Origin of the sequence: Pseudorhodoferax soli, assembly GCF_003337555.1 — a bacterium.
GTDB lineage: Bacteria > Pseudomonadota > Gammaproteobacteria > Burkholderiales > Burkholderiaceae_C > Pseudorhodoferax > Pseudorhodoferax soli.
On record NZ_QPJK01000002.1, the window covers coordinates 476609 to 501090 of the forward strand.

22 protein-coding genes are annotated in these 24482 nt (G+C 69.1%); 12 read left to right on the top strand and 10 right to left on the bottom strand.

All coding sequences use genetic code 11. The features are described from left to right. The 4 genes from msrP to DES41_RS08955 form a co-directional block, all read right to left on the bottom strand. Complete coding sequence (msrP, locus tag DES41_RS08940) at window positions 1–996, bottom strand: protein-methionine-sulfoxide reductase catalytic subunit MsrP (RefSeq protein ID WP_114467283.1); 996 nt, start codon at window positions 994–996, stop codon at window positions 1–3. Between the two features lie 41 nt (window positions 997–1037). Continuing rightward, complete coding sequence (ccsB, locus tag DES41_RS08945) at window positions 1038–2393, bottom strand: c-type cytochrome biogenesis protein CcsB (protein WP_114467284.1); 1356 nt, start codon at window positions 2391–2393, stop codon at window positions 1038–1040. A gap of 4 nt (window positions 2394–2397) precedes the next feature. Beyond that, the gene (locus DES41_RS08950; RefSeq protein WP_114467285.1) at window positions 2398–4524 is read right to left on the bottom strand and encodes a cytochrome c biogenesis protein ResB; all 2127 of its coding nucleotides are present in this window, start codon (window positions 4522–4524) and stop codon (window positions 2398–2400) included. 124 nt (window positions 4525–4648) lie between these two features. Further along, window positions 4649–5290, bottom strand: coding sequence for a c-type cytochrome (locus DES41_RS08955; RefSeq protein ID WP_114467286.1), 642 nt, complete (start codon window positions 5288–5290; stop codon window positions 4649–4651). A 71-nt stretch (window positions 5291–5361) separates the two neighbouring features. Between DES41_RS08955 and yihA the strand changes: the two genes are divergently transcribed. Continuing rightward, window positions 5362–6048, top strand: coding sequence for a ribosome biogenesis GTP-binding protein YihA/YsxC (yihA, locus tag DES41_RS08960; protein ID WP_114467287.1), 687 nt, complete (start codon window positions 5362–5364; stop codon window positions 6046–6048). Here yihA and DES41_RS08965 read toward each other — a convergent pair. Next, complete coding sequence (locus DES41_RS08965) at window positions 6042–6908, bottom strand: LpxL/LpxP family acyltransferase (RefSeq protein WP_425466353.1); 867 nt, start codon at window positions 6906–6908, stop codon at window positions 6042–6044. The two genes, yihA and DES41_RS08965, sit on opposite strands and share 7 nt — an antisense overlap. Before the next feature lie 190 nt (window positions 6909–7098). Between DES41_RS08965 and metK the strand changes: the two genes are divergently transcribed. From metK to DES41_RS08985, 4 genes are read left to right on the top strand one after another with little or no spacing between them, the layout of a single operon-like run. Beyond that, a complete protein-coding gene (gene metK, locus DES41_RS08970; protein WP_114467288.1) occupies window positions 7099–8280 on the top strand; it encodes a methionine adenosyltransferase in 1182 nt (393 codons plus the stop codon). 12 nt (window positions 8281–8292) lie between these two features. Next, window positions 8293–9525: a multidrug effflux MFS transporter gene (locus DES41_RS08975; RefSeq protein WP_114467289.1), complete on the top strand. Its 1233-nt coding sequence runs from the start codon at window positions 8293–8295 to the stop codon at window positions 9523–9525. A gap of 51 nt (window positions 9526–9576) precedes the next feature. After that, entirely contained in the window at window positions 9577–10263 is a 687-nt protein-coding gene (locus DES41_RS08980; protein WP_114467290.1) for an ABC transporter ATP-binding protein, read from the top strand. Then, window positions 10253–12757, top strand: coding sequence for an ABC transporter permease (locus tag DES41_RS08985; RefSeq protein WP_211332934.1), 2505 nt, complete (start codon window positions 10253–10255; stop codon window positions 12755–12757). The genes DES41_RS08980 and DES41_RS08985 overlap by 11 nt, the downstream gene beginning before the upstream one ends. A 3-nt stretch (window positions 12758–12760) precedes the next feature. On the opposite strand, the gene DES41_RS08990 is transcribed toward DES41_RS08985, so the two are convergent. Next, complete coding sequence (locus tag DES41_RS08990) at window positions 12761–13036, bottom strand: hypothetical protein (RefSeq protein ID WP_114467292.1); 276 nt, start codon at window positions 13034–13036, stop codon at window positions 12761–12763. A gap of 80 nt (window positions 13037–13116) precedes the next feature. Beyond that, complete coding sequence (locus tag DES41_RS08995) at window positions 13117–13893, bottom strand: SDR family NAD(P)-dependent oxidoreductase (RefSeq protein ID WP_114467293.1); 777 nt, start codon at window positions 13891–13893, stop codon at window positions 13117–13119. A gap of 101 nt (window positions 13894–13994) precedes the next feature. Here DES41_RS08995 and DES41_RS09000 point away from each other — a divergent pair, with 101 nt between their 5' ends. Together DES41_RS09000 and DES41_RS09005 are read left to right on the top strand one after the other, a co-directional pair. Beyond that, entirely contained in the window at window positions 13995–14543 is a 549-nt protein-coding gene (locus DES41_RS09000; RefSeq protein ID WP_114467294.1) for a DUF2889 domain-containing protein, read from the top strand. Between the two features lie 97 nt (window positions 14544–14640). Beyond that, entirely contained in the window at window positions 14641–15837 is a 1197-nt protein-coding gene (locus tag DES41_RS09005) for a GGDEF domain-containing protein (protein ID WP_114467295.1), read from the top strand. Here DES41_RS09005 and DES41_RS09010 read toward each other — a convergent pair. Continuing rightward, window positions 15827–18220, bottom strand: coding sequence for a penicillin-binding protein 1A (locus DES41_RS09010; protein WP_114467296.1), 2394 nt, complete (start codon window positions 18218–18220; stop codon window positions 15827–15829). The genes DES41_RS09005 and DES41_RS09010 overlap by 11 nt on opposite strands. A gap of 325 nt (window positions 18221–18545) precedes the next feature. Between DES41_RS09010 and mrdA the strand changes: the two genes are divergently transcribed. Then, window positions 18546–20411 (top strand): penicillin-binding protein 2, encoded by a 1866-nt coding sequence (mrdA, locus tag DES41_RS09015; protein WP_425466354.1) that lies wholly within the window; start codon window positions 18546–18548, stop codon window positions 20409–20411. Between the two features lie 66 nt (window positions 20412–20477). Here the strand turns inward: mrdA and DES41_RS09020 are convergent, their stop codons facing one another. Continuing rightward, window positions 20478–20726 carry a hypothetical protein gene (locus DES41_RS09020; protein ID WP_114467297.1) on the bottom strand — a complete coding sequence of 83 codons (249 nt, stop codon included), beginning with the start codon at window positions 20724–20726 and terminating at the stop codon, window positions 20478–20480. A 308-nt stretch (window positions 20727–21034) separates the two neighbouring features. On the opposite strand from DES41_RS09020, the gene DES41_RS09025 reads away from it, so the two are divergent. The 4 genes from DES41_RS09025 to arsH are packed head-to-tail and all read left to right on the top strand — an operon-like array spanning window position 21035 to window position 23842. Then, on the top strand, window positions 21035–21382 hold the full coding sequence (locus DES41_RS09025; protein WP_114467298.1) for an ArsR/SmtB family transcription factor: 348 nt from the start codon (window positions 21035–21037) through the stop codon (window positions 21380–21382). A gap of 15 nt (window positions 21383–21397) precedes the next feature. Continuing rightward, the gene (locus DES41_RS09030) at window positions 21398–22684 is read left to right on the top strand and encodes an arsenic transporter (RefSeq protein WP_114467299.1); all 1287 of its coding nucleotides are present in this window, start codon (window positions 21398–21400) and stop codon (window positions 22682–22684) included. Between the two features lie 23 nt (window positions 22685–22707). Further along, complete coding sequence (arsC, locus tag DES41_RS09035; RefSeq protein WP_114467300.1) at window positions 22708–23139, top strand: arsenate reductase (glutaredoxin); 432 nt, start codon at window positions 22708–22710, stop codon at window positions 23137–23139. Continuing rightward, window positions 23126–23842 carry an arsenical resistance protein ArsH gene (gene arsH / locus DES41_RS09040; protein WP_114467301.1) on the top strand — a complete coding sequence of 239 codons (717 nt, stop codon included), beginning with the start codon at window positions 23126–23128 and terminating at the stop codon, window positions 23840–23842. Before arsC ends, arsH begins: the two co-directional genes overlap by 14 nt. A 292-nt stretch (window positions 23843–24134) precedes the next feature. Here arsH and DES41_RS37725 read toward each other — a convergent pair whose 3' ends face one another. Further along, entirely contained in the window at window positions 24135–24413 is a 279-nt protein-coding gene (locus DES41_RS37725) for a hypothetical protein (protein ID WP_147282820.1), read from the bottom strand. Window positions 24414–24482 lie beyond the last annotated feature (69 nt).

The following is a 24482-nucleotide window of genomic DNA, read 5'->3' on the forward strand; positions in this document are numbered from 1 at the left end:
TCAGTAGTTCTTCTTGAGGTCCATGCCGGCGTACAGCTGGCCGACCTGGGCCTCGTAGCCGTTGAACAGCAGCGTCTTGCGCTTCTTGGCGAACAGGCCGTCCTCGCCGATGCGGCGCTCCGTGGCCTGGCTCCAGCGCGGATGGTCGACGTTGGGGTTCACGTTGGAATAGAAGCCGTACTCGTTGGCGGCGGCCTTGTTCCAGGCCGTCGCCGGCTCCTTGTCGACGAAGCGGATCTTGACGATGCTCTTGGCGTTCTTGAAGCCGTACTTCCAGGGCACGACCAGGCGCACCGGGGCACCATTCTGCTTGGGCAGCACCTCGCCGTACATGCCGAAGGACAGCAGGGTCAGCGGGTGCATGGCCTCGTCCATGCGCAGGCCTTCGGCATAGGGCCAGCTCAGCACGCGCGAGCCGACGAAGGGCATGGTCTTGGGATCGGCCAGCGTCAGGAATTCGACGTACTTCGCGCCCGGCTGCGGCTCCACCTTCTGGATCAGCGCCGACAAGGAATAGCCGACCCAGGGGATGACCATGGACCAGCCCTCGACGCAGCGCATGCGGTAGATGCGCTCTTCCTGCGCGGAGAGCTTGAGCAGGTCTTCGAGCGCGTACTTGCCGGGTTTCTTGACCAGGCCCTCGATCTCCACGCTCCACGGGTCGGTCTTGAGCGTGTGCGCGTTGCGCGCCGGATCGGCCTTGTCGGTGCCGAACTCGTAGAAGTTGTTGTAGCTGCTGGCGTCCTCGTAGGAGGTCAGCTTCTCCATCGTCACGGCACCGGCCACGGCCGAGCGCGCGCCCGGCAGGGCCGCCAGCTTGTTGGGCCGCACCACCTGGGCTAGCGCGTCGCGCTGCGCCCAGCCGGCAAGCGCTGCACCGGCGGCGCCACCGGCCATCCAGCGCATGAGCTGGCGGCGCTCTGCATAGACGCCGCGCGGCGTGATCTCGCTGGCGTGGCCGTGGTCAAAGCCGTTGTCTGGGGTCCGGATCAGCATCGCAAGCTCCTCAAGAGGTTCGTGGTCAGACCGGCCGCCGTTCAAAGCGTTCCGTAGCTGTGCAGCCCGGATAGGAACATGTTGACGCCGAGGAAGGCGAAGGTCGTGATCGCCAGGCCCACCAGCGCCCACCAGGCCGCCACGGTGCCGCGCAAGCCCTTCATGAGCCGCATGTGCAGCCAGGCTGCGTAGTTGAGCCAGACGATCAGCGCCCAGGTCTCCTTGGGGTCCCAGCTCCAGTAGCCGCCCCAGGCCTCGGCCGCCCACAGCGCGCCCAGCACGGTGGCGATGGTGAAGAAGGCGAAGCCGACGGCGATGGCCTTGTACATCACGTCGTCGAGCACCTCCAGCGCGGGCAGCCGCCCGGCGATGCGGCGCCGCCCGAACAGGATGCCTGCGACGATCAGCGCCGAGACACCGAAGTAGATCGCCCAGTAGCTGCTGCCGCCATCCACGCCGCCCTGGCGGAAGACGATGGGCTCGAAGCACAGCACCACCCCCAGCGCCCACAGCGGCGCCAGCCGCCACCAGCGCTGTTTTTCAGGAGGTAGGCCGGCCTGCTGCTTGATCAGGTAGGCGAACGCCACCATGGCGGAGAGCGCGAAGGTGCCGTAACCGACGAAGTTGGCCGGCACGTGCAGCTTCATCCACCAGCTCTTGAGGGCGGGCACCAGCGGCTGGATCTCGTGCGCCTCGCGCACCACCGTGTACCAGAGCAGGAAACCCACGGCAGCGCTGATCACGAGCATCACGAAGGCACCCAGCGCGCGCGTGCGGTACTGGTCCTCAAAATACAGGTAGAACGTGGCCGTCAGCCAGCAGAACAGCACGAAGACCTCGTACAGGTTGCTGACCGGGATGTGGCCGATGTCCGGGCCGAGCTGGTGGCTCTCGTACCAGCGCACCATGGTGCCGACCAGGGCCATCGTGACGGCCGCCCATGCCACGCGCGAGCCGATCAGATCCAGCGCCGCAGACGGGTTGCGCGCCACCATGCCGCCCCAGTAGAAGACCGTGCTGATGAAGAACAGCATGCTCATCCACAGGATGGCCGACTGGCTGGACAGGAAGTATTTGAGCCAGAACACCTGGTCGGCGCGCGCCAGGTCGCCACGGCCATCGACCTGGTAGGAGACGATGGCCAGCAGCGCCAGGCCCGCCACCACCAGCATCAGCGCGCGCAGCGGCCGCCAGAACCAGCCCAGCCAGATCAGGCTGGGCACGGTGCCGGCCAGGATGCACTTCTCGTAGATGTCCATGGCGGCGTGGTAGCGCGAGAACGCGAACACGCCGCCTGCCACGACCAGCACGGCAAACAGCCAGTCGAACCCGTTGCGGCGGGCCAGGAAGCTCTCATGGAGCACCAGCGTGTCGGCGCTGCGCGTGATGGTGGTCATGGTGTCACTCCTTTGCGGCGGTCTCGGCGCCAATGAGCCTGCTTTTGAGCAGGTCGAATTCGCGGTCCACGTCCAGCGTCTTGCGGTTGGACGACAAGGCCATGGTGGCTTGGGTGGCGTCGCCCTGGGGCGCCATCCAGACCCACAGGCGGCGCTCGCGAACATACAGCATCGCGAAGATGCCCAGGATCAGGAACAGGCAGCCCAGGTACACGATGTTGCGTCCGGGGGCACGTGCCACCTGGAACACGCTGGCCTGCACCTGGTTGAAATTGGCCAGCTGGAACACCATCGGCGCCGGGTACAGGGACGCATCGCTCAGCGAGAGCACGGCCTGCGTCATGAAGCCCTGGGTCTTCTCGCTGCTGTCCAGCGGCTTGGCGCCCACGCGCTCCTGGCCCATCTGCACGAGTTCGAACAGCACACCGTTCAGGATGCGCACCAGCACCTCGCCGGCGCGGCCGCGCTCGCCCTCGGGCACATTGGTCTCCATGAAGTCGGCAATGGCCTGCAGGCCGCCGCGCGGCGTGGTCCCGCCAGCGGCGCCTTCGCCCGCGAACAGGGCCAGGGCCTTGGCGGCGGAGGCAGCCAGTTGCTCGGCCAGCTCGGGCCGTTTCGGGTCGACAGCGCGCGCGGCGTAGCGCCGCACGGCCGCAGCGCGCAGCGCCGGGTCCATGAGGTCGGCGCGCAGCCGCAGGAAGGTGTCCATGCTGGCGTTCTCGTCGGCGGGCACGCGCAGGTAGCGGAAGGATTCGGCCGGCGTCTCGCGCACGCCCAGCAGGAAGGCCGACACACCGTCGCCGGTGTCCACGGGCAGCATGTAGTTGTGGTACTCGCGGGCCTGGCCGGCCGCGTCGCGCAGGCGGTAGGTGATGCTGGGGCCCACGTTGCGCAGTTCGCGGTGCGTGACGGTCTTGTTGCCCGCGCCCAGGCGCGCATCGATGGCGCCGCGCAGGTCGACCTTGCGCACGTCCACGGCGCTGCCAGCCTGGCCCGTCAGGTTCTCGACGTTGATGACGCGCAGGGCCTGGTATTCCAGCGTCATCTTCTCGCTGCCGCGGTTCAGCTCCGTGCTGCCGCCGATCACGCCATCGACTTCGAAGGTCTTGCCGCCCGGCACCAGCGGCACGGCCCTGAGCTGCACGCTGGAGCCGCCGTCGTCGAAGCTGGACTGGTAGATCTCCACACCCTTGTAGCTGGCCGGGTGGTTGACCTCCACACGTGCAGGGGTCTGCGCGCCGGTCTCGCGGTCGTGGATCACGATCTCGCTGGCGAACAGCTTGGGCATGCCGGTCGAGTAGTACTCGACGATGAACTTCTTGAGCTCCACCGTGAAGGGCAGGTCCTGCAGCAGCACGCCGTCGGACTGGGCCAGGATGGCGGTGCTGGACTGCGTGCCCTCGGCCACCATCAGGTTGCCACGGAAGGTGGGGTTGCGCATGGACAGCCGGTGCTCGGGCGCCACGTCGGCGATCATGCCGCCACCCTTGTAGACGGTCTTTCCGTTGAACCAGGTCTGGGCACGCACCACGAGGTCGCCGTCCAGCAGGCCGCCGATGCAGACCAGCACGATCGCGCTGTGCGCCGCGATGTAGCCGAACTTGTTGGCCGCGCCGGCCTTGGCCGCCACCATCCAGCCCTCGCCCTGGGGCGTCTCGCGGCGCTGCAGCTTGACCTTCCAGCCGGCCCCCGCCAGGGCCTGGCCCACGCGCGCGGCGGCGGCCTCGGGCGCACCGGCGACCACGGCGCTGGCCTTGTGGTGGAAGGCATTCAGGCTCTGCGCGCGGATGTTCTCCTTGTAGACCTTGAGGTCCGCGAAGATCTTGGGCGTGCTGCGCGCGATGCACAGCGTGGTGCTGGTGACCAGGAAGGCCAGGATCAGCAGGAACCACCAGGCGCTGTAGACCGCATTGAGGCTGAACTTGTCGAACACCAGCGCCCAGAACGGCCCGAACTGGTTGACGTAGTTGTTGGCCGGCTCATGTTGCTTGAGCACCGTGCCGATGATGGACGCGACGCAGATGATGGTCAGCAGCGCGATGGCGAAGCGCATCGACGACAGCAGCTCCACCGCGGCCCGCCAGGCTTGCGAGCCGCTGCGAACGCGCAGGCCGTGGGTGGTGGTGGTCATCGTGCAAGGCCCCGGTCAAAAACAAAACGGGCCGCTGTACCAGCCGGCCCGCCGTGGCGCCCGATTCTTGGGGTGGGAATCGGGCAATTGGTTCCGCCCGCTTGCGGGCGCCGCGGTGTGGGCCTCAGCGCAGGCCGGCGATGTAGTCGGCCACGGCGCGGATCTCGCGGTCGTTCATCTTGGCCGCCACGCCCGTCATCTGGGCGCTGTTCTTGCGCTTGCCGTCGCGGAACTCGGTCAGCTGGGTGGCCGTGTAGTCGGCATGCTGGCCCGACAGGCGCGGGTACTGCGACGGGATACCGGCGCCGTTCGGGCTGTGGCAGCCTGCGCACGCGGCAACCTGGCGGTCAGGGATGCCGCCGCGGAAGATGCGCTCGCCCATCTGCACGAGTTCCTTGTCCTTGGCGAAGCCGGCCTTGGGCTTCTGCGAGGTCAGCCAGTAGGAGATGTTGCGCATCTCGTCGTCGCTGAGCGCCGAGGCGAAGCCCTTCATGATCGGGTTGTTGCGCTTGCCGTCCTTGAACTCGTGCAGCTGCTTGACCAGGTATTCGGGATGCTGGTGCGCCAGCTTGGGGTTGGCCGCGATGGCCGAGTTGCCATCGGCACCATGGCAAGCCGCGCACACCGCCGTGTAACCCTGCTCGCCCTTGACCAGGTCGGGCTTGGCCACCTTGGGCGCGGCTGCCGGCGCCGGGTCGGCGGCGTGGCTGGAGAACGACGGCGCTGCGAACACTGCAGCCAGAACCAGGGTGGCAAGCAACTTCATATCGAGGGTGGTTTTATGTACGCAAAACCGGGCGATTCTACAATGCGCCCCCAAGCCAACCTCGCACTTACATGACAGCTCCCGCTCCCGCCGCCGCCGCACCGGCCCCCTCCGCCGCTGCCGTCGCATCGGGTTGGCTCCATACGGCCCGCTTCCTGACCACGGCCCCCAAGCTGGAGTTCCTGCCCGCGCTGGACCTGCCCGAGATCGCCTTCGTCGGCCGCTCCAACGCCGGCAAGTCCACCTGCATCAACACGCTGACGCAGCAAAAGCAGCTGGCCTTCGCCTCCAAGAAGCCCGGCCGCACCCAGCACATCAACCTGTTCGCGCTCGGCAAGCAAGGCGTGACCGACGCCGTGCTGGCCGACCTGCCCGGCTATGGCTACGCGGCCGTGCCCAAGGCCGACAAGATCCGCTGGCAGCAGGTGATGGCCAACTACCTCGTCACGCGCGAGAACCTCAAGGGCATCGTGCTGCTGTGCGACCCGCGCCTGGGCCTGACCGAGCTCGACGGGGTGCTGCTCGAAGTGGTGCGTCCGCGCGTCGAACAGGGGCTGAAGTTCCTGTTGCTGCTGACCAAGGCCGACAAGCTCACGCGCATGGAGGCTAGCAAGGCCCTGGCGATCGCCAAGCTCAACGCGGGTGGTGGCGAGGCCATGCTGTTCTCCGCGCTCAAGCGCCAGGGCATCGACCAGGCCAGCCAGCTGCTGTGGCGCTGGGCCCACCCCGAGGCTGCATTGCCCGCTGCCGCTCAGTAGACCGGCGGCGCCCCGGGCGGGCGGGTCTTGAAGCGCTTGTGGACCCAGAAGTACTGCTCGGGCATGGTGTCGATGTAGCCCTGCAGGCGCTCGTTCATGAGGGCCGTGTCGGCCACGGCGTCGGGGCCCGGGAAGCCGTCCCAGCCCGGCAGGATCTGCACTTCATAGCCGGCAGCAGTCAGCCGCGTGACCACCGGCACCACGCGTGCGCGGCCGAGCCGGGCGAAGCGGGCCAGCGAGGGCACGGTGGCGGCCGGCACGCCGTAGAAGGGCACGAACACCGAGTCGCGCGCGCCGAAGTCCATGTCGGGCAGCAGGTACACCGGCTCACCGGCCCGCAAGGCCGCGACCACCGGCTTGATGCCGTCGGCGCGGTTGTACAGCTTGGCATTGCCGAAGCGCTGGCGCCCGCGCGCCACCCAGATGTCCACGGTGGGATTGGATTGCGTGGTGAAGATGGTGGCGAACTCCCGCGGGATCTGCTGCGACAGCGCCGTCGCGCCCGCATCCAGGCCGACGAAGTGCGGCGCGAAGAGCAGCGTGGGCGCGGTGCCGGCCAGCTCGTGCACCGCGCCCGTCATCTGCAGGCGTTCACGCACCACTTCCGGCCGGGCGTGCCAGAGCCAGGCACGGTCCAGCCAGGCCTGCACGAACACCTCGAAATGGCGGCGCGCCAATGCCTCGCGCTCGGCCGCCGCCATCTGCGGAAAGCACAGTGCCAGGTTGGTCAGTGCGATGCGCCGGCGGCTGCCCACCAGCGCGTAGAGCAGCCGCCCCAGGAATGCGCCCAGGCCGCGCACCCACGGCAGCGGCAGCGGCGCAAGAAGACGCAGCAGGGAAATCGCGAAACGGGTCATCAGGCCAGCCGGCCGGCGCGGCGGCCACAGCACATCAGGGTCATGGGGAACGCTAGAATCGCCGCCGTCGCTGAGTTATGGAACTACTTGCAGGGCGACGTTAAACACATCTGCTAAAGCGTTCGCCACGAGCTCTCCGCCAGAGGCAACGCGCGACGCAACAGCCGTTTTCAAAGCGAAGGAGTTTATTCAAATGGCGAACGATTTCCTCTTCACATCCGAATCCGTCTCCGAAGGCCATCCCGACAAGGTGGCCGACCAGATTTCCGACGCCATCCTCGACGCGATCTTCGAGCAGGACCCGCGTTCGCGCGTGGCCGCCGAGACGCTGACCAACACCGGCCTCGTGGTGCTGGCCGGCGAGATCACGACCAACGCGCACGTGGACTACATCCAGGTGGCGCGCGACACCATCAAGCGCATCGGCTACGACAACACCGACTACGGCATCGACTACAAGGGCTGTGCGGTGATGGTCTGCTACGACAAGCAGTCCAACGACATCGCCCAGGGCGTGGACCACGCATCGGACGACCACCTCAACATCGGTGCCGGCGACCAGGGCCTGATGTTCGGCTACGCCTGCGACGAGACGCCCGAGCTGATGCCCGCGCCGATCTACTACGCGCATCGCCTGGTGGAGCGCCAGGCCCAGCTGCGCAAGGACGGCCGCCTGCCCTTCCTGCGCCCCGACGCCAAGAGCCAGGTGACGATGCGCTACGTCGATGGCAAGCCGCACTCGATCGACACCGTGGTGCTCTCCACCCAGCACCACCCCGACCAGAGCGAGACGCCGACCAAGATGAAGGCCAGCTTCACCGAAGCCATCATCGAGGAGATCATCAAGCCGGTGCTGCCCAAGGAATGGCTGCAGGACACCAAGTACCTGATCAACCCGACCGGCCGCTTCGTCATCGGCGGCCCGCAGGGCGATTGCGGCCTCACCGGCCGCAAGATCATCGTCGACACCTACGGCGGCGCCTGCCCGCACGGGGGCGGCGCGTTCTCGGGCAAGGACCCGTCCAAGGTCGACCGCTCGGCCGCCTACGCCGCACGTTACGTCGCCAAGAACATCGTCGCCGCCGGCCTGGCGCGCCAGTGCCAGATCCAGGTGGCTTACGCGATCGGCGTGGCACGCCCGATGAACATCACGGTCTACACCGAAGGCACCGGCGTGATCTCCGACGAGAAGCTCTCCGCCCTGGTGCAGGAGCATTTCGACCTGCGCCCCAAGGGCATCATCCAGATGCTGGACCTGCTGCGCCCGATCTACCAGAAGACCGCGGCCTACGGCCACTTCGGCCGTGAAGAGCCCGAGTTCACCTGGGAACAGACCGACAAGGCCGCCATCCTGCGCGCCGCTGCCGGCCTGTAAACGGAGCCACCCATGCGCTCAGAGGCCACGCCCATGTGGCGCGGCCCGCGCTGGGCCCTTGCCGTGCTGCTCGCGATGCTGGGCATGCTGGGCCCGTTCGCGATCGACACCTACATCCCGGCTTTCTCCGGCATCGCGCGCTCGCTCGGCGCCACGCCGGTGGAGATGCAGCAGACGCTGTCGGCCTACCTCTTCGGCTTCGCGTTCATGAACCTGTTCCATGGGGCGCTGTCGGACAGCTTCGGCCGCCGGCCCGTGGTGCTGTGGGGCATCGCCGTCTTCACGATCGCCTCGGCCGGCTGTGCCCTGTCGCAGAGCATCGGCCAGCTGGTGTTCTTCCGCGCCCTGCAGGGGCTGTCGACGGGTGCCGGCATCGTGGTCTCGCGCGCGGTGATCCGCGACGTGTACCCGCCCGCCGAGGCGCAGAAGGTCATGAGCCAGGTGACCATCTACTTCGGCGTGGCGCCAGCCATCGCGCCCATCGTGGGCGGCTGGCTGTTCGTGCACCTGGGCTGGCACAGCGTGTTCTGGTTCCTCACCGGCGTGGGCGTGCTGCTCTGGATCAGCAACTGGCGGCTGCTGCCCGAGACGCTGCAGCCGGCGCAGCGCCAGCCCTTCCATGTGCCCGACCTCATGCGCGGCTACCGCCAGCTGCTGTCGGACCCGCGCTTCGTGCTGCTCGCCTTCGCCAGCGGCGTGCCGTTCAACGGCATGTTCCTGTACGTGCTGTCGGCGCCTGAATTCCTGGGCACGCTGCTGCACCTGGAACCCACGCAGTTCTTCTGGTTCTTCCTGCTGACGATTGCCGGCATCATGGGCGGCGCCATGGCCAGCGGCCGGCTGGCCGGGCGCATCCCGCCCAAGCGGCAGATCCGCCACGGCTTCCTGATCATGACCGTGGTGGCCGTTGTGAACCTGGCCGCCAATTTGCTGTGGACGGCCGAGCCCCTGTGGGCATTGCCGCCGATCGCCGTGTTCGCGTTCGGCTGGGCGCTGATGGTGCCCGTGGTCACGCTGCTGGCGCTCGACCTGCATCCCACGCGGCGCGGCATGGCCTCGTCGCTGCAGGCCGTAGTGGGCTCCACGGCCAACGGCGTGGTGGCCGGTGTGATCGCGCCGCTGGTCATGCATTCGACCGTCCTGCTGGCCTTGGCCTCGCTGCTCATGATGGGCGTCGGCCTCGTCTGCTGGATCTGGCTGCACCACCGCTGGCCGGAGATCGGCCGGCACGCCAACGCCGCGTAAAGCCGGCGCGGCGGCGGAACCGAAACGCACCTGCCGGGCTCCCACCCGGCCATGATCGAACTTCAGCACCTGGCCCTGCACTACGCGCTGGGCGAGACGCGTGTGGACGTGCTGCGCGACGTCAGCCTGACCATCCCCGCGGGCCAGAGCGTGGCCATCGCCGGCCCTTCGGGCTCGGGCAAGACTTCGCTGCTGTTGCTGCTGGCCGGGCTGGAACGCCCGCAGGCCGGCCATGTGCTGCTGGACGGCCAGGCCCTCGACACACTGGGCCGCGACGCACTGGCCGACCTGCGGCGCGAGCGCGTCGGCATCGTGTTCCAGTCCTTCCACCTCTTGCCCAGCCTGACGGCACTCGACAACGTGGCGCTGCCGCTGCAGCTGGCCGGCCGGCGCGATGCCCATGCCAGGGCGCGTGATTTCCTGCGCCGCGTGGGCCTGGCCGCGCGCCAGCACCACTACCCTGGCCAGCTCTCCGGTGGCGAGCAGCAGCGCGTGGCGATCGCGCGGGCGCTCGTGCACGGCCCGCGCCTGCTGCTGGCCGACGAGCCCACCGGCAACCTGGACGACCAGACCGGTGCGCGCGTGCGCGAACTGCTGCTCGAGCTGAACCAGGAGGCCGGCACCACGCTGGTCCTGGTCACGCACGACATGGACTTCGCAGCGCAGTGCCAGCGCGTGCTGCGCCTGCACGACGGCCAGCTCCATGAAGCCCGCCAAGAGGACGCCCATGCTGCTTAGCCTGGCCTGGCGCGACCTGCGTGCGGGCGGCCGCCAGCTCTGGGTGTTCTGCGCCTGCCTGGCGCTGGGCGTTGCCCTGGTGGCGGCCAGCGGCGGCCTGTACCGCCAGGTGGCCGGCGCGTTGCAGGAGGATGCGCGCGCGCTGTTCGGTGGCGACCTCGAGGTGCGCCATGCCGAGCCCTTGTCGCAGGCAGAACTCGACTGGGTGCAGGCGCGCGGCGAGGTGTCGCGCGCGGTCGCGTTGCGCAGCATGCTGCGCGTGCCGGACGGACGGGCCCAGCTGGCGGCGCTGCAGAGCGCCGACGCCCGCTATCCCTTGTACGGCCAGGTCACGCTGGCGCCAGAGCAGCCGCTGGCCGATGCGCTTGCCCAGCGTGACGGCCTCTGGGGCGTGGCCGTGGACGGCGTGCTGGCCCGGCGCCTGGACCTGGCACCGGGCAGCACCGTGCAGCTGGGCGATCTCACGCTGCAGGTGCGCGCCGTCATCGCGCGCCAGCCCGACCGCAGCCTGCGCGCCGACTGGAACGGTGCGCCCGTGCTGCTGGCCGAGGGCGCGCTGCAGGCCACCGGCCTGGTGCAGCCGCTGAGCCGCGTGCAATACCTCTACCGCGTGCGCACCGCCACGCCACCAGCGGCCTGGCGCGACAACTTCGTCGCCGCCTTCCCGCAGTCCAATGCCGAGGTGCGTAGCTTCGCGCAGCGCAGCGAGCGCGTGGCCCAGGTGCTGGAGCAGGTCGGCTCGGCGCTCATGCTGATCGGCCTGTCGGCGCTGTTCATCGGCGGCCTGGGCGTGTTCAACAGCGTGCAGTCCTATCTGCAAGGCAAGCTCGCCACACTGGCCACGCTGCGCGCGCTCGGCCTGCGCGATGCGCGGCTCGCGGCCCTGGTGCTGCTGCAGGTGCTCATGCTCGGCGTGGCCGCCAGCGCCGTCGGCGTGCTGGCCGGCGGTGCGCTGGCGCTGGGCGGCGCCTCCCTGGCCGCGCACAGCCTGCCGCTGGTGCAGCAGCTTGGCCCGCAGCTCGCGGCCATGGCCGGCCCGGCCGCGCTGGCCATGGGCTTCGGTGTATTGACCGCACTGGCCTTCGCGTTGCCAGCCCTGGGCCGTGCGCTGACGGTCACGCCGGCCGCACTCTTCAGGGGCCTGGATGCCGCGGTGCTGCGCACGCCCGCCTGGGCCTGGGCCGCGAGCGCGGCCTGCGCGCTGACCATCGCCGCACTGCTGGTCGGCAGCCTGCCCGATGCGCGCATCGGCTGGGCCTTCCTCGCCGTGGTCGCGGTGCTGCTGGTGCTGCTCGAAGGCATGCAGCGCATCCTGCGGGCGCTGGCACGCCGGCTGCTGGCCTCGCGCTGGCAACCGGCCTTCGCGCTGCGGCTCGCGCTGGCCGGCCTGCAACGGCCGGGCTCGGCACTGCGCCCGGCCCTGCTCTCGCTGGGCACGGCGCTGACCTTGCTGGTGGCCTGCACGCTGGTCGTCGCCACGTTGCTGCGCACCATCGCCGACACCGTGCCGCGCGAAGCCCCCGGCCTGGTGCTGCACGACGTGCAAAGCGAACAGCTGCCCCTGCTGCGCGAGCAACTGGGCACCGTGCAGCGCCTGCAGACGGCACCGCTGGTGCTGGGCCGGCTGGCCGCCGTGAACGGCGACGCGCTGCGCGACAGCGGCGACGCGCGCCGTGCGCGCGAGGCGCGCAACGAGCACAAGCTTTCCACGCGCGCTGGCAACCTGGACGACGTGGTGGTCGGGCGCGGCGCGCTGTGGGCGGCCGACTACCGGGGTCCGCCGCTGGTGGCCATGGAAGACCGAGAAGCCGATCAGCTCGGCCTGAAGGTCGGCGACCGCCTGCGCTTCGACATCCAGGGCCAGCCGGTCGAGGCCACGCTTGCCGCCATCTATGGCCAGCGCCGGCTGCAAGCACGACTGTGGCTGGAAGGCATCTTCAGCGACGGCGTGCTCGATCCGTTCATCACGCGCCATGTGGGCGCCGCCTGGCTCGATCCGCAACAGGCGATTGCGGCGCAGGACCGGCTGGCGGCGGCCGCCCCCAACATCGTCAGCGTGCGCACCGACGCCTTGCTGTCCGAGAGCCGTTTGCTGCTGGGCCGCGCCAGCGCCGCGCTGGCGGTCATCGCAGGCACATGCCTGGCCGCCAGCCTGCTGGTGCTGACCAGCGTGGTCGCGGCCAGCCGCGCGCGGCAGGTCTATGAATCCAGCGTGCTGCACGTGCTGGGCGCGCGCCTGAGCAGCCTGCGTCTGGCATTGCGCTGGGAGTACGCGCTGCTGGCCGGCGTCACAACCGTCTTCGCCACCGTAGCTGGCAGTGCGATCGCGCTGGCGCTGCTGCGCTGGCGGCTGGAACTGGACGCCAGCGGCCTGTACTGGACCGGTGCCGTGGCCGCGCTGGGCGTCAGTGGACTGAGCCTGGGGCTGGGCGCGCAGTGGCTGCTTGCGCAGTTGCGCCTGTCGCCGGCGCGGCTGCTGCGCTCCGGCGGCTGACGGTCAGTCGTCCACGCCCGGCCCGGTCTCCAGCACCGGGTCGGCGCTCTCGTCCTCTGCCGCCTCGGCACGCGGGCCGTACTGCCCGTCGCCCATGGCGCGCAGCGTCGAAGCGCCGTCTTCCCAGGCCTCGCTGTAGGTGTCGTAGGCGTCGTCGGAGGCCTCCACGACGAACCAGGTCTTCATGGCGTCCTCGCTCTCGATGATCATCCAGTGGTACAGGCCCGGTTCGGGCTCGTCGACGGACAGCGCCAGATGGCGCAACGGTGTGTGTTGCATGGCAGTTCCTTCGCTGTTCCTGCCAGTATGGAAACCAGCGGCGCCGCCGCTGTAGGCCGGCGGCCTCCGCGGTTGCCGGTTCAGAACTTGGTGTAGCCGCCGTCGATGATGAACTGCTCGCCCGTGGTGTAGGCCGCGGCGTCGCTGGCCAGGTACACCGCGATGCCGCCGAAGTCGTCGATCGAACCCCAGCGCCGCGCCGGCACGCGCGGCATCACCGACCCCGCGAATTTCTCGTTGGCGAAGGAGCGCTGGGTCATCTCGGTCTCGATCCAGCCCGGCAGGATGGAGTTGACGCGGATCCTGTGGCGCGCCAGTTCCACGGCCAGCGCGCGCACCATGGCGGTGACGGCCCCCTTGGAGGCGCCGTAGTGGCTGTTGCGCGCCGCGCCCTCCACCGCCGCCGTGCTGGCCGTGGCCACCAGCGAGCCGCCCTCGCCGTGCGCGGCCATGTGCCGGGCGGCGGCGCGGAAGGTCAGGAACACGCCCTCCACGTTGATGCGCTGGACACGCCGGAATTCCTCCAGCGACATCTCGGTCAGCACCGTGCCCTTGCTGGACACGCCGGCGTTGGCAAAGCAGGCATGGATGGGACCGAGCGCGGCCACGGTGTCCGCGAAGGACTGCTCGACTGCCGCCTCGTCGCCCACGTCGCAGACCGCGCTGTGCACGCGCGCCGCATCGCCGCATTCACGGGCCAGTGCGTCGCGCGCGCTGGCCGTCTTGTCGGGGTTGGAGCCCCAGATCGACACCGAGGCGCCGCAGGCGAGCAGCGCGCGCGCCATGCCCAGGCCGATGCCGCCGTTGCCGCCGGTGATGAGCGCGCTGCGCCCGCTGAGATTGAAGGGTTGGTACATGTCTGTCTCCTGATGGTGGTCGCGTGTATAGCAAGCGCCGGCCCTGCGCAAAGACACCAAGGTGACGCAGCGCCCCCCGCCCCCGCGCACAATCGCCGGCCATGGACCGCGAAGAACTGCACCACCGCCAGATCGACCTGCGCTTCTACCGGCTCGCCAGTGGCCTGTACGAGGTCGTCGGTCGGCTCGTCGACACCAAGCGCCAACCCTTCCGGCGCCAGTTGGCAGAGGCCGACACGCCCCCTGGCACGCCCATCCACGACATCGCCGTGCACCTGGTCGTCGACGGAGACATGCTGGTGCACGATGCCTTCGCCTCCATGGACGCCACGCCCTTCAGCATCTGCCCGGGTGCCACGTCCACGCTGGCACCGCTCAAGGGCCTGTCCATGCGCAAGGGCTGGAACCGCCAGGTGCGCGAGCTGCTGGGCGGCGCGGCCTCGTGCACGCACATCGTGGAACTGCTGGGGCCGATGGCGACCACGGCCTTCCAGGGCCTGGCACCGGCGCGGCTGGCACAGATCAACCTGCCCGGCAGCGAAGCCCAACGCCAGGCCAAGGTCGACAGTTGCTATGCCTACGCGGCCGAGCGCGAGGTCGTGGCACGGCTGTGGCCACATCTCCACCGCAACCCAGATCGGCTGAACTGAGCCGCCAGGCCGGGCGCCGCAATGGCGCCAACACAGAAAGACCGCACAGTTCGGTCGGCCAGCGCGCGACCGGGATGTGCCACCATCCGGCCCACCCATGGGAAGCATGTCTACCTACGCGCTGGATCCACGCACCACCGTCCTGATCGGCAGCATCACGAGCGGGCTCATGGCCCTCGTGCTGTGGCTGCTGGCCCGCGCCACGCCCCTGCCCGTGCCGGGGCTGCGGACCTGGGTGGCCGGTGCCTGGCTGGTGTTCGTCGCGCTGGTGCTGCTGGGCCTGCGCGACTGGATCACGCCGCTGGCCTCGGTCACGCTGGGCAACAGCGCGCTGGTGCTGGCCTACATCGTCTGGCTGGCCGGCACGCACCGGCATTTCGGCGTGCGCCTGCGCTGGCTTCCCTGGCTGGCGGCCTGGGCCGCCATGGTGGCCGCGGTCACCTGGTTCGTCTACGGCGATGCGAGCTTCCGCGCCCGCTCGGTGATCGTGGCCGCCCTGTGCAGCGCCATCAGCGCCTACCACGCGCTCGTGCTGCTGCGCTACCCGCAGGCCGAGCGCTTCGGCCGCTCGCTGGGCATCACGCTGACCAGTTCCTGGCTGACGATCCTGGCTGCGGTTTATGCCATACGGGCCGTGCACGCGGCGCTGTTTCCGCAGGGCGACAGCGGCCTGCTGACCCAGGACACGATCCAGATCGTCTACACCGGCAGCTTCACGGTGTGCAACCTGCTGCTCGTGATCGGGTTTGCCACGATGGCATCGGACCATGTGCGCGCCCGCATCGAGGAGCAGGCCGTCCGCGACGCGCTGACTGGCACGCTGAACCGCCAGGCGCTGCGCGAATGCCTGGAGCGCGCGCGCGCCAGCCACAAGCGCACGGGCCAGCCTTTCTGTGTCGCCATGCTGGATGTGGACCACTTCAAGAAGATCAACGACAACCACGGCCATCCCGTGGGCGACCGCGTGCTCGTGCACCTGTGCCGGCGCATGGCAGCGCTGGTGCGGCCGCACGATGCGGTGGCACGCTACGGCGGCGAGGAGTTCGTCATCGTGATGCCGCAGACGCGCCTGCCCGAGGCCGCGCTCGTCGCCGAGCGCATCCTCCTTGAAGCAGTGCAGGTCGACAGCCCCACCCTGCCGGCGTTCACGGTCAGCATCGGCCTGGCCGAATCGTCGACCGACGATGCCACGGCCGACGCCATCATCACGCGGGCCGATGCCGCGCTCTACCAGGCCAAGGCGCGGGGCCGCAACCGGCTCGAGCGCGCCGCCCTGCGGCTGGTCAACGCTTGAACAGGTCGAGGATGCTGCGGCGCTCTTCGCTGCGCTCCTCGGTGGCTGGCGGGGCGGCGCCCGGCATGGGCTGGGCCGTCGGCACCGCCTCGGTGCCGACCAATCCTGGCACGGCGGTGCTGGCGAACTCGGTGTAGGACCAGTCGCCCTCGTTGCGCACCACACCCTCGGGCACGGCCGGCTGCGCCACCGGCACGCCCTTGAGCGCCTGGCGCATGAAGTCGATCCAGACCGGCATGGCCAGCGCGCCGCCGCTGGCGTGCGCGCCCAGGTTCTGCGGCTGGTCGAAGCCGATCCAGGCGATCGCCGCCAGCGTGGGCTGGTAGCCGGCGAACCAGGCGTCGACCGCGTCGTTGGTGGTGCCGGTCTTGCCGTACAGGTCGGGGCGCTGCAGCGTGGCGCGCGTGCGGGCAGCCGTGCCGCGCGTGGCCACCTCGCCCAGGAGCTGCGTCATCAGGAAGGCGTTGCGCGCGGGCACGGCGCGGGCCGTTTCGTCGAGCACCGGCGGGGTTTCCTGCTGCAGCACCTGGCCGCGCTGGTCCGTCACCTTGTCGATCAGCCGGGGCTGGACGCGGTAGCCGCCGTTCGCCAGCACCGAATAGGCCGATGCCATCTGCATCGGCGTGACCGAACCGGCCCCCAACGCCATGGTCAGCGAGGGCGGCTGGCGTTCGGCGTCGAAGCCGAAGCGGCTCACCCATTGCTGTGCGGCCGGCACGCCCACGGTCTGCAGCACGCGGATGGCGACGACGTTCTTGGACTTGGCCAGCGCCGTGTCCAGGCGCACCGGGCCGTCGAAGGCACCGTTGTCGTTCTTGGGCTCCCAGGGCTTGCTGCCCGTGACGCTGGCGTCGAAGAACAGCGGCCCGTCGTCGACGATGGTGGCCGGCATCAGGCCCTTCTCGAGCGCAGCCGAGTAGACGAAGGGCTTGAAGGTGGAGCCCGGCTGGCGCCAGGCCTGCGTGACGTGGTTGAACTGGTTCTTGCCGAAGTCGAAGCCGCCAACCAGTGCGCGCACCGCGCCATCGCGCGGGTCCATGGCGACGAAGGCGCCCTCGACCTCGGGCAGTTGCGTGATCTCCCAGCTGCCCTTGTCCGTGCGCATCACGCGGATCACCGCGCCGGGGCGGATCCTGACGGCCGCCGCCGCGTTCGCCGCCAGGCCGGACTGCGCCGGCACCAGGCCCTCGCCCGTGATCTCCAGCCGCTCGCCATCGCTGCGCACGGCCTTCACGCGCCGGCTGTCGGCCTCCAGCACCACGGCGGAGACCAGTTCGCCGTTGTCGGGGTGGGCGTCCAGCGCCTCCTCGATGGCATCGTCCTGCGCCTCGCCCGCGGTCGGCAAGGCGATCTGGCCCTCGGGGCCGCGGTAGACCTGGCGCCGCTCGTACGCCATGATGCCGCGCCGCAGCGCGCCGTAGGCTGCGGCCTGGTCGGCCGCGTCGAGCGTGGTGTAGACGTTCAGGCCGCGCGTGTAGGTGGCATCGCCGTACTGCGCAAGCATCTGCTGGCGCACGCTCTCGGCCACGTATTCGCCATGCACGGCCACTGTGTCGCCGGCGCTGCGCACCGCCAACGGCTCGGCCTTGGCGGCCTGCGCCTGGGCCGCAGTGATGAAGCCGTTCTCTTGCATGCGCTCGATGATGTACTGCTGGCGCACGCGCGCACGGCGCGGGTTGCTGATCGGGTTGTTGGCCGAGGGCGCCTTCGGCAAGCCGGCGAGCATGGCGGCCTGGGCCACGGTGATGTCCTTGAGCTGGCGGCCGAAGTAGACCTCGGAGGCCGCCGCGAAACCATAGGCCCGGTGGCCCAGGAAGATCTGGTTCATGTAGATCTCCAGGATCTGGTCCTTGGAGAGCGCGCGTTCCAGCTTGAAGGTCAGCAGCACCTCGCGCAGCTTGCGCGCATAGGTCTTCTCCGACGACAGGAACATGTTGCGCGCCACCTGCATGGTGATGGTGGAGGCGCCCTGGCTGCGCGAGCGGCCCAGGTTGGCAACCGCCGCGCGCAGCATGCCCAGATAGTCCACGCCGTCGTGCGTGTAGAAGCGCTGGTCCTCGATGGCCAGCACCGCGTCCTTCATGACCTGCGGGATCTCGGCGATCGGCGTGAGGTTGCGGCGCTCTTCGCCGAACTCGCCGAGCAGCACGCCGTCCCGCGTGTACACGCGCAGCGGCAGCTTGGGCTGGTAGTCGGCCAGCACGGACACGTCGGGCAGTTGCGCATAGGCCTGGTAGGCGGCCACGCCCAGCCCAGCGGTGGCCAGCGCGACCGTGGCCAGGACGATGCCCCCAGCCCAGAGCAGGGTGCGGCGGCGTGCGCCGGCCCGCGGCGAAGCAGAAGAATCGTTCGAGGGGTCGGGCTGGCGGGGAGAGGAGACCATGCGGTGCGCGGAAAAGGCGTGGGGCAATGCCCACCTGGCAGAGTCGCCCGCCTGCGAAATGGTTCGGCAGGGCGTCAGCGCTCTTACGTAAGCCCTTGATTTTCCTCTATTGGCGCGACGGCAGCCAGCCAGCGCTTGCGCCGGGGCGCAATCCGAGGGTGCCACCCAGGTTTTGGCGGCTTTGCATAATCTGCCCCGGCCCGCGCGCCGCCGCGCCGCGCCCCTCTGTCAGAACCGCGCCGATCCCCCCATGAAGTTCCCCCTGGGCAGACTGCCCGCCGCCCGCCGCTTGCGGCAGATGGCCACCCATGCGCCGACCCCGGAAATGCCCGATGTGGCCCACAACCTGGCGCGTTTCAGGACGCGCGTGCTGGTGGCTGGCGCCGTCGTGCTGTGCGCCTTCGGCATGCTGGCCGCGCGCCTTGTGCACCTGCAGGTCACGCGGCACGAGGACTTGGCCGCCCAGGCCGAAGGCAACCGCACGGCCATCGTGCCTGTGGTGCCCCAGCGTGGCCTGATCCTGGACCGCAACGGTGTGGTGCTGGCCTCCAACTACTCCGCCTACACGCTGGAGATCACGCCGGCCAAGGCCGGCGATGTCGAGCAGACGATCGACCAGCTCGCCGAACTGGTGGAGATCACGCCGCGCGACCGTCGCCGCTTCAAGCGCCTGCGCGAGGACTCGCGCAACTTCGAGTCGCTGCCGATCCGCAGCCGCCTGACGGACGAGGAGGTGGCCCGCTTTGCCGCCCAGCACTACCGTTTCCCGGGCGTGGAGATCAATGCGCGGCTGTTCCGGCGCTACCCGCTGGGCGAGACGGGCAGCCATGTGCTGGGCTACATCGGCCGCATCAACCAGCGCGAGAAGACCGCGATGGAAGACTGGGACGAGGACGAGCAGGCCAACTACCGGGGCACGGACCACATCGGCAAGCTCGGCATCGAGCAAAGCTACGAGAAGCAGCTGCACGGCCAGACCGGCGTGGATGTGCTGGAGACCGCGGCCAGCGGCCGTGCGGTGCGCGAACTCAGCAGCCACCGCGCCACCTCGGGCAACACCGTGATGCTCACGCTGGACATCCAGCTCCAAAAGCTCGTCGAAGACCTGTTCGGCGAGCGCCGCGGCGCGCTCGTGGCGATCGACCCGCGCAGTGGCGAGGTGCTGGCCATGGTGTCCAAGCCGACCTTCGATCCGAATGCGTTCGTCGAGGGCATCGACCAGGACAGCTGGCAGGAGCTCAGCGAGTCCATCGACAAGCCGCTGCTCAACCGCGCGTTGCGCGGCACCTACCCGCCCGGCTCGACCTACAAGCCCTTCATGGCGCTGGCAGCGCTGCAGCAGGGGGTGCGCGGCCCGCGCGACATCGTCAACGACCCGGGCTACTTCAACTATGGCGGGCGCCGCTTCGGCAGCCCGGAGGGCAACCTGGGCGCCGTGGACATGCGGCGGGCGATCCAGCATTCGTCCAACACCTACTTCTTCTCGCTGGCCGTGGACATGGGCGTGGACGCCATCCACGACTTCATGGCGCCGCTGGGCTTCGGCCAGATCACCGGCATCGACCTGCCGGGCGAGGTGCGCGGCGTGCTGCCCAGCACCGACTGGAAGCGCCAGGCCTACAAGCGCGCCGACCAGGGCCGCTGGTTCCCGGGCGAGACCGTCTCGCTGGGCATCGGCCAGGGTTACAACAGCTTCACCATGCTGCAGCTGGCCGTGGCGGAAGCCACGCTGGCCGCGGGCGGCATCAAGCACCAGCCGCACCTGGTGCGCGCGCTGCAGGACGCGGCCTCCGGCCAGGTGACGCCGCGCCAGCAGCCGCCCGGCGAAGACCTGCACTTCGCACCCCGCAACGTGGACGTGGTGCGCGACGGCCTCGTCGCCGTGATCAAGGAGGGCACGGGCAAGCAGGTGTTCGCGGGTGCGGCCTACAGCGCGGCAGGCAAGACCGGCACGGCCCAGGCCGTCACGCTGCGCCAGGGAACGAAGTACAACGCCCGCGCGATGGAAGAGCACCAGCGCGACCACTCGTTGTTCGCCGCTTTCGCACCGGTGCAGGATCCGCAGATCGCGCTGGCCGTCATCGTCGAGAACGCAGGCTGGGGGGCGGCGGCGGCGGCGCCGATCGCACGGAAGGTGTTCGACTACTGGCTGGACCCGCACCGGGCCGAGCGGCCGCAAGACATGCACTGAGCGCGCAGGGGTTTGTGGCGCGCTGCGCAGGAGGCGGCAGGCCGGTCGCCCGCTGAGGAAGCGCCGCTATGCCACCGCGCCATGGGCCTGCGGTGCGACATAGGGGGACTCCACCACCCGGTCCGCGGTGCAGAGCAGCCCGGCCCCCAGCATCGATTCGTACTGGTCGCGCGTGACCGGCATGCGGAACATCGCGGCCCCGCCTTCGACATGGTCTACCCGCAACCATTCGAGGCATCCCTTGCCCAGCCGGTAGCGGTGCGCGCCCTCGGGAACGTAGATGCTCAGTTCGTGCAGCTTGTCTCGAACGTTCATGGCGATCTCCCGGACGAGGGTTGTGGCGCAGTCTGAAGCGGCGCAAGCGCCGCGTGTGTCGGACGGCAGCCTGTCTTGTTGCGGCAGGCCAAGGCATTGAATTTGGCGCCCGGGTTTCGCTCCGGGCGAGCGGGAGAGATCTGTTCTCCTACAGCCACGCGACCGGTGGGACAGGAAGCAGTCACGCCTGTGGCCAGCATAGGGGCGTCTTGTGACAGTCTTGCCAAGCCCCCAGACGCAGCGGGTGGTTGGCGCGGACGAACCGTTGCTCCCGCTCAATAATTCAATATTTGTTGTACAGTCGATGGATGGAAGAAGCAGATGCCGTCCGATCCCTGGCCGCCCTGTCGCAAGCGCTGCGGCTGCGGCTGTTCCGCGCTCTGGTCGTTGCCGGTCCCGCGGGGCTGACCCCTGGCGCGCTGGCCGAGCAACTGGCGGTGGCGGGCAACACCCTGTCGTTCCACCTGAAGGAGCTGGCGCATGCCGGCCTGGTGACGCAGGAGCGCCAGGGCCGCAACCTCATCTACCGGGCTTCGTTCGCCACGGTGAACGACCTGCTGGGCTACCTCACCGAGAACTGTTGCGAGGGCGCGGCGTGCGCGGTGACCGATGCGGTGACAGGGCACTGCGTGCCCCATGCGCACGGCCGCCACTGAACGCTGGGCGCCCCGATGCTCGCAGCCATCCTGATCTTTCTGTTCACGCTCGTCCTGGTCATCTGGCAACCACGGGGCCTGGGCATCGGCTGGAGTGCATCGTTCGGCGCCGTGCTCGCGCTGGTGTTCGGCGTGGTGCAACCCGCCGACATCGCCGTGGTGTGGGGCATCGTCTGGAATGCGACGGCCACCTTCGTCGCGGTCATCGTCATCAGCCTGCTGTTGGACGAAGCGGGCTTCTTCGAGTGGGCCGCGCTGCATGTGGCCCGCTGGGGCGGCGGCAACGGCCGCTGGCTGTTCGCCTTCACCGTGCTGCTGGGTGCCGTCGTGGCCGCGCTGTTCGCCAACGACGGAGCGGCGCTGATCCTCACGCCCATCGTCATGGCCATGCTGGCCGCGCTGGGCTTTTCTCCGGCCGCCACGCTGGCCTTCGTGATGGCGGCCGGCTTCATTGCCGACGCGGCCAGCCTGCCGCTGGTCGTCTCGAACCTGGTCAACATCGTGTCGGCCGATTTCTTCAGCATCGGCTTCAACCGGTACGCGGCCGTGATGGTGCCGGTGAACATCGCCGCCGTGCTGGCCAGCCTGCTGGTGCTGCTGCTGTACTTCGGACGGGAGATTCCGGCACGCTATGACCTGGCCCAGCTCAAGGCGCCGGCCCAGGCCATCCGCGACCGAGCCACCTTCCGCGCCGGCTGGGTGGTGCTGGTTCTCCTGCTGGTGGGCTTCTTCGGCCTGGAGCCGCTGGGCGTTCCCGTCAGCGCCGTGGCGGCGGTGGCCGCGGTGGTGCTGCTGGCCGTGGCCGCCAGGGGGCGCGTCATCGGCACGCGCAAGGTGCTGCACGGCGCGCCCTGGCAGATCGTCGTGTTCTCGCTGGGCATGTACCTGGTGGTCTACGGCTTGCGCAATGCCGGGCTGACCGACCGCATCGCCACGTTGCTGGACTGGTTTGCGCTGGGCGGCATCTGGGGCGCAGCGCTGGGCACTGGCGTGCTCACGGCGCTGCTGTCCTCGGTCATGAACAACATGCCCACGGTGCTGATCGGCGCGCTGGCCATCGACGCATCGCAGGCCAGCGGTGCGGTGAAGGAGGCGATGGTCTATGCCAACGTCGTCGGCTGCGACCTGGGGCCGAAGATCACGCCCATCGGCAGCCTGGCCACGCTGCTGTGGCTGCACGTGCTGCAGAAAAAGGGAACCACCATCCGCTGGGGCACCTACTTCCGCGTGGGCATCGTGCTCACGCTGCCCGTGCTGCTGGTCACGCTGTCGGCCCTGGCGCTGCGCCTCGGCCTGGATTGAAAGCAATTGCCAAGGAACCGACCATGAGCGACATCACGATCTACCACAACCCCGCCTGCGGCACGTCGCGCAACGTCCTCGCGATGATCCGCAACTCCGGCGCGGAACCCCGGGTCATCGAATACCTGAAGACCCCGCCCGACCGGGCCACGCTGGAAAAGCTGATCGCGGCCATGGGTACCACGCCGCGCCAACTGCTGCGCCAGAAGGGCACGCCCTACGAAGCGCTGGGCCTGGACAGCACCACGTGGACCGACGCGCAGTTGATCGACTTCATGCTGCAGGAGCCCATCCTCATCAACCGGCCCATCGTCGTCACGCCCCTGGGCACGCGGCTGTGCCGGCCCTCGGAAGCGGTACTCGATCTGCTGCCCAGGCCGCAGCAAGGCGCCTTCGCCAAGGAAGACGGCGAGGCCGTCATCGACGAGAAGGGAGCGCGCCTTGCCAAGCCCTGAACTGCCGAACGTCGATGCCGAGAGCTTCCGCCGGCCCGAGCTGGCGCAGCTGCTGCCGGCCCAGCGCGCGACCCATCCGCCGCGCATCCTGCTGCTCTACGGTTCGGTACGCGAGCGCTCCTACAGCCGGCTGGTGACCGAGGAAGCGGCCCGGCTGCTGCAGGCCTTGGGCGCCGAGGCGCGCATCTTCGATCCGCGCGGCCTGCCCCAGCCCGATGGCGCACCCGAAGACCACCCCAAGGTGCAGGAGCTGCGCGAGCTGGCGCAGTGGTCGGAGGGCATGGTCTGGTGCTCGCCCGAGCGGCACGGGGCCATGACCGGCATCATGAAGTCGCAGATCGACTGGATTCCCCTCTCAAGCGGATCGGTGCGCCCGACGCAGGGCAAGGCTCTGGCCGTCATGCAGGTATCCGGCGGCTCGCAGTCCTTCAATGCCGTAAACCAGCTGCGCGTGCTGGGGCGCTGGATGCGCATGCTGACCATCCCCAACCAGTCGTCGGTGGCCAAGGCCTTCGCCGAATTCGAGGAAGACGGCCGCATGAAGCCCTCGCCGTACTACGAGCGCGTGGTCGACGTGATGGAAGAACTGGTCAAGTTCACGCTGCTGACGAGGGATTGCGCTGGCTACCTGGTAGACCGCTACAGCGAGCGGCGCGAGAGCGCCGAGGCGCTGTCTCGGCGGGTCAACCTGCGCAGCATCTGACAGTCCGGGCGGGCCGCGGACTGCACCAGGCAGGCTGTGTCCGGAGCCTTCTTCTGGCCTTGCGCGCTCATTGCGGAACGTCAGTCATGTTGAGCTTGCCAACGCTCTAAGCCGTTGAATCTCTGCCGCCCACTTCCTTCCGCACCATAGAAGTTGGGCCGTCAGCGCCACTCGACATGGCTGATGCGGATGGAAGTGGAGGCGAGATCAACCACCTGATAGTCCCGGTGGCCGCATTGGGCGGTCGTTCGCCTCGTCGCTTGGATGAAGGCAGTGCAGCGAACAGAGCCGGTCAAGCATTCGGCTTGTAGGGAACCGCATCGCGCTCCTGGCGAAGGGCCTCCCTGACTTCGTCGTGCGCATGGTTGTCGCGCAGCACTTCTTCTGTCTCATGCGGTTCGGCGCTTGTAGCCACCAATGTGCACTTGGAGAAAAGAATGTGTTGGCCAGTCACGTCGTAGCCATCTGTCTGTGTCTTCCTGACGGACGCTTCAACGTACTGGGTTTGGACAACTTTGCCGACGCATTCGGTTCGGATGAAGACGCCTTTCGATACGCGTACAAGAGCCACTGCCACCTCGCCTTGGTTGATATGAAACGGCCGCCGCAGAGCTGGAGTTCCTCTTAGAACGGCCTGCGG

Coding starts and splice junctions, on each gene's coding strand:
- mrdA (WP_425466354.1), top strand. CDS start 18,546: ATGCCCGATGTGGCCCACAACCTGGCGCGTTTCAGGACGCGCGTGCTG.
- DES41_RS08995 (WP_114467293.1), bottom strand. CDS start 13,893: ATGTACCAACCCTTCAATCTCAGCGGGCGCAGCGCGCTCATCACCGGC.
- DES41_RS08980 (WP_114467290.1), top strand. CDS start 9,577: ATGATCGAACTTCAGCACCTGGCCCTGCACTACGCGCTGGGCGAGACG.
- metK (WP_114467288.1), top strand. CDS start 7,099: ATGGCGAACGATTTCCTCTTCACATCCGAATCCGTCTCCGAAGGCCAT.
- DES41_RS08955 (WP_114467286.1), bottom strand. CDS start 5,290: ATGAAGTTGCTTGCCACCCTGGTTCTGGCTGCAGTGTTCGCAGCGCCG.
- DES41_RS08990 (WP_114467292.1), bottom strand. CDS start 13,036: ATGCAACACACACCGTTGCGCCATCTGGCGCTGTCCGTCGACGAGCCC.
- ccsB (WP_114467284.1), bottom strand. CDS start 2,393: ATGACCACCATCACGCGCAGCGCCGACACGCTGGTGCTCCATGAGAGC.
- yihA (WP_114467287.1), top strand. CDS start 5,362: ATGACAGCTCCCGCTCCCGCCGCCGCCGCACCGGCCCCCTCCGCCGCT.
- DES41_RS09020 (WP_114467297.1), bottom strand. CDS start 20,726: ATGAACGTTCGAGACAAGCTGCACGAACTGAGCATCTACGTTCCCGAG.
- msrP (WP_114467283.1), bottom strand. CDS start 996: ATGCTGATCCGGACCCCAGACAACGGCTTTGACCACGGCCACGCCAGC.
- DES41_RS08975 (WP_114467289.1), top strand. CDS start 8,293: ATGCGCTCAGAGGCCACGCCCATGTGGCGCGGCCCGCGCTGGGCCCTT.
- DES41_RS09030 (WP_114467299.1), top strand. CDS start 21,398: ATGCTCGCAGCCATCCTGATCTTTCTGTTCACGCTCGTCCTGGTCATC.
- DES41_RS08985 (WP_211332934.1), top strand. CDS start 10,253: ATGCTGCTTAGCCTGGCCTGGCGCGACCTGCGTGCGGGCGGCCGCCAG.
- DES41_RS09025 (WP_114467298.1), top strand. CDS start 21,035: ATGGAAGAAGCAGATGCCGTCCGATCCCTGGCCGCCCTGTCGCAAGCG.
- DES41_RS09010 (WP_114467296.1), bottom strand. CDS start 18,220: ATGGTCTCCTCTCCCCGCCAGCCCGACCCCTCGAACGATTCTTCTGCT.
- DES41_RS09000 (WP_114467294.1), top strand. CDS start 13,995: ATGGACCGCGAAGAACTGCACCACCGCCAGATCGACCTGCGCTTCTAC.
- arsC (WP_114467300.1), top strand. CDS start 22,708: ATGAGCGACATCACGATCTACCACAACCCCGCCTGCGGCACGTCGCGC.
- DES41_RS08950 (WP_114467285.1), bottom strand. CDS start 4,524: ATGACCACCACCACCCACGGCCTGCGCGTTCGCAGCGGCTCGCAAGCC.
- DES41_RS09005 (WP_114467295.1), top strand. CDS start 14,641: ATGGGAAGCATGTCTACCTACGCGCTGGATCCACGCACCACCGTCCTG.